General features: G+C 73.7%; 5 protein-coding genes. 1 reads left to right on the top strand and 4 read right to left on the bottom strand.

Going from position 1 to position 3,915, the window contains the following annotated elements; translation table 11 throughout:
* The first annotated feature begins 1 nt into the window (after position 1).
* Complete coding sequence (locus FV228_RS22565) at positions 2-709, top strand: response regulator (protein WP_147856644.1); 708 nt, start codon at positions 2-4, stop codon at positions 707-709.
* A 10-nt stretch (positions 710-719) separates the two neighbouring features.
* Here the strand turns inward: FV228_RS22565 and FV228_RS22560 are convergent, their stop codons facing one another.
* From FV228_RS22560 to FV228_RS22545, 4 genes are all read right to left on the bottom strand, one after another.
* Complete coding sequence (locus FV228_RS22560) at positions 720-974, bottom strand: hypothetical protein (protein ID WP_147856643.1); 255 nt, start codon at positions 972-974, stop codon at positions 720-722.
* Positions 975-1,200: 226 nt separating this feature from the next.
* A complete protein-coding gene (locus tag FV228_RS22555) occupies positions 1,201-2,025 on the bottom strand; it encodes a hydratase (RefSeq protein ID WP_147856642.1) in 825 nt (274 codons plus the stop codon).
* A 36-nt stretch (positions 2,026-2,061) separates the two neighbouring features.
* Positions 2,062-2,943, bottom strand: a complete 882-nt coding sequence (locus FV228_RS22550) for a TIGR01459 family HAD-type hydrolase (protein WP_147856641.1) — start codon at positions 2,941-2,943, stop codon at positions 2,062-2,064.
* A gap of 85 nt (positions 2,944-3,028) precedes the next feature.
* Positions 3,029-3,915: PHB depolymerase family esterase (locus FV228_RS22545; RefSeq protein WP_147856640.1), on the bottom strand; the 887-nt coding region annotated here is incomplete at its 5' end.

Genomic DNA, 3,915 nt, shown 5'->3' with positions numbered 1-3,915 from the left:
CGTGACGGCCGCCCCCCGGGCCGACTTGCCCGACGCGGCGCCGCACGTCCTCGTGGTTGACGACGACCGCCGTCTGCGCGAACTGCTCGCCCGCTACCTGACCGACCAGGGGTTTCGCGTCACCGTGGCGGCCAGCGCCGCCGAGGCCCGGGCCCGGGCCCAGAGCGTCGTGTTCGACGCGATGGTGCTCGACGTGATGATGCCCGGCGAGAACGGCTTCGACTACGCCCGCAGCGTCCGCGAGACCTCCCGGGTGCCGATCCTGATGCTCACCGCCCGCTCCAACCCGAACGACCGGGTGATGGGCCTTGAGATCGGCGCCGACGACTACCTGCCCAAGCCGTTCGAGCCCCGGGAGCTGACGCTCCGGCTCAGCAACATCATCAAGCGCAGCGACCACCCGCGCGAGGCGGCGGCCGAGTCGGTGACCTTCGGGCCGTTCGCGTTCCGCATCGACCGGGGCGAATTGCGCCGGGACGACGCGCTGATCCGGATCACGGACCGGGAGCGCGAGATCCTGACGATCCTGGCCGCGGCCGGGGGCGCCAACGTCGAGCGCGAGCAGCTCGCCGGCTCCGGAGGCGCCGCCGCCGAGCGCACGGTCGACGTGCAGATCAACCGCCTGCGCCGCAAGACCGAGGTCGACCCCGCCAACCCGGTCTTCCTGCAGACGGTGCGGGGCGTCGGCTACCGACTCGCGGTGGATTGATCCGGGTCCGTCACACCACCCGCGGCTCGCCCGGCTTCAGTTTCAGCCCCTTGGACACCCGGGTGGAGAGGCTGCCCACGACGGCGACCGCGACCGGCCCCTCGGCCAGCGCACGGACCGCCGCGAGGGCGGCCTCGGCGTTGGGCTTCATCACCGCGTAGACCAGGGGAGCGGGTTTGGGACTCGACCGGCCGCGGCCGCCGGATCGCTCCGCGGTCACGGACACCAGGAAGGTCGTGTAGCGGCTCCGGGCGCGTCCAGGCATGTCTCAGCATGTGGCATGTCGGCTAATCATCACCAACGTCCCACCTCCCGGACGGGCCGAAACGGAGAACGCGGATGTGCGGCACAGGGCGAATCGCGTGCCGCGAGCGGCCGCCCCGCCTCGCCTTACCCCATCCGGCGGCACCCGCGACGGATTTCGCGCGCGAACCCTGCGGCTTTGTGTCGAGGACGCGCGATCACGGGCGTTTCAGGGGGCTACCGGTGCGTCAGGCCAGGGCGAGGTCGAGACCCGGCAGCGACAGCCCCGCGAGCCGGGTGCTCCAGACCTGCCCGGGCGCCACCGGCAGGGCGTCGGTGAGCGTCCCGGTCGTGACGATCTCGCCGGGCGCGAGCGGCGGGCTCGCGGGATCGTTAGCCAGAACATCAACGAGATGGCCCAGCGCCGCCAGGGGGCCGCCGCCGAGCACGTTGCGGGCACTGCCCCGGTCGGCGATCGCGCCGTCGCGTAGCAGATCGACCGAGAAATTCGCCAGCGCATCGACCCAGGCGGGCGCCGAATCCGGGGTGAGCGGCACCCGCTCGCCCAGCACCAGCAGGCCGTGCAGCCCGAACGCCGCCACGGTGTCGGGGGCGGCGAAGCGCCAGCCGGGAAACAGCGACTGCACGAGCTCGAACCCGGGCGCCACCCAGTCGAGGCAGCCGATCAGGGCGGCCGGGTCCATGCCGGGCTCGGGCGCCCGGGCCAGCCCGAACACGATCTCCGGCTCGATCCGCGGCTCGACCAGGGCGGCGAGCGGCACCGGGCCGGTCAGGTCGGCGCGTGCCCGGAGCGTCGTGTCGTAGACGTGCCCCCAGATCGGCGCGCGGACCCCGTAGGTCTCCCAGAGCGTCGTGTTGGTGAAGCCGATCTTGCGGCCCACCGGCCGCTCGCCCCGCGCCGCGCGCAGGCGCCGGACCTCTCCGGCGACCCGGTAGGCGGCGGGCAGGTCCAGGCCGGCATCCCAGCCGGTCAGGGGCGCGATCTGGCGGCGATGCTCGTGGGCCGCCAGGATGGTGCGGGCATGGGTGGCGGCGGGGACGGGATCGGTCATCCCCGGAGCTGTAGCATGGCGGCCGGCGGCGATGCGCTACCAGACCAGCCGCTCGATCACCGCGTCCGGGTGGACGACCTGGCGCCCGAGCCATTCGGCGACGTCGCCGAGGCGGTGATGCTCGGCCGAGACGCCGAGTTCTTCCGCATGAATGCCGCGGGCCACCAGCAGGCTGGCGATGCCGAAGCCGCGGGCGCCGGCGATGTCGGTGCGGATCGCGTCGCCGATCGCCATCACGCGGCCCGGGTCCACCGGCGCGCCCGCGAGGTCGGCGGCCTTGGCGAGCGCCGCCTCGTAGACCGGGCGGTGGGGCTTGCCGGCGTAGATGACGGCGCCGCCGAGTTCGGCATAGGCCGCCGCGAGCAGGCCCGCGCAGGGGATCAGCCGGTTGCCGCTCTCGACCACGAGGTCGGGATTGGCGCAGATCAGGGTCAGCCCCCGGGCCGCCAGGCGCATGAGTTCGTCGCGGTAATCGTCCGCGGTCTCGCTGCGGTCGTCGAACAGGCCGGTGCAGACCACGAGGTCGGCCTCCGCCTCCGGGACGAGGCTGAGGTCGAGGCCCTGGAAGATGCCGAGGTCGCGCTCGGGCCCGAGATGCCGGATCCGAGCGCCAGGGCGCTCGGCGATCAGCCCGCGGGTGAGGTCCCCCGAGGTCAGGATCGCGTCGTAGGCTTCGCGCGGCACGCCGAACCGGTCGAGGATCCGGCCGACGCCGTCCCCGGGCCGCGGCGCGTTCGAGACCAGGATCACCCGGCGCGGCCGCGCCCCCGGCAGGCCGCGGTACCGGATCAGCGCCTCGCCGGCCGGGACATGGGCCTTCTGGCCGTCATGCAGCACGCCCCAGACGTCGCAGAGGAGCAGGTCGTAGCGCTCCGCCACCTGCGCGAGGCCGTCGAGGGTCGGGATCGGTGCGGTCATGGAGGGGTCCGGTCACGGTTTCGAAAGGTCCGGGACCTTTTGCGGGTCCAGGGCCACGCCCTGCAAGCCTCCGGGCGAGCGAGAGTTACCGCGGCCCGAGCCGGTGCTCGGCGAAGAAGTCGAGCATCGCCCGCGACGCGTCGGGCCCGTCGGCATCGGTGTAGCTGCCCTCGGGGCGGCCGCCCGACCAGGCATGGCCGGCGCCGCGGACCCGCCAATCCTCGACCACGACCCGGCCGGCCTCGTCCCGGAAGCGCGTGCGGGTGAAGGGATGGCCGCGATCCTCGAAGGTCTCGGAGCGGGCGGTCAGGCCGGCGACGTTGGCCTGGGCCAGAACCTGGTCGGCGTTGCGCACGCTGACGGTGCCGTCGTCCTCGCCGTGGAACACGATGGTGGGGATGCGCTGCCCGACGGGCGCGGCGCCGAAGGACGCCGCGGTGCCGAGGCCGGGCGCGCCGACCTGCATGGCCATCAGCGCCGAGCCGAGATCCCGGGCACAGCCCGCGGCCAGGCCCGAATGCACCCCCACGGCAGCGTAGAGGTCCGGATAGGCCCGGGCGATGTTCAGGGCGGCCGCGCCGCCCGCGGACATGCCGGCGATGTAGACGCGGGCCGGGTCGATCGCGTGGTCCGCCATCACGGCCCGGGTGAGCCCCGCGATGATCGCGGCCTCGCCGGATTCCCGGCGCTGGTCGCGCGGCTCGTACCAGTTCCAGCAGCGCTGGACATGGGCCTGCCGGCTCTGGCCCGGATAGGCGACGAAGATGCCGGCGCGCTCGGCCAGCACGTTCATGCCGGTGCCGGCGGCGAAATCGTCCGGGTTCTGCATGCAGCCGTGCAGCATCACGATCAGTGGCGCCGGCTCGGCCGGATTGCCCGGGATGAACAGCTTGTAGTCGCGGCTGCCGGCCGGCTCGGCATGGCTGAGGCCGACGAACCGGCTCTCGGCCGGCGGCTTGCGGGGTGCCGGCT

This window comes from Methylobacterium sp. WL18, from assembly GCF_008040015.1.
In the GTDB taxonomy this organism is placed as follows: Bacteria; Pseudomonadota; Alphaproteobacteria; order Rhizobiales; family Beijerinckiaceae; genus Methylobacterium; species Methylobacterium mesophilicum.
The sequence above is the reverse complement of the archived record's forward strand: the minus strand, read 5'-3'. Positions and strand labels throughout refer to the sequence as shown.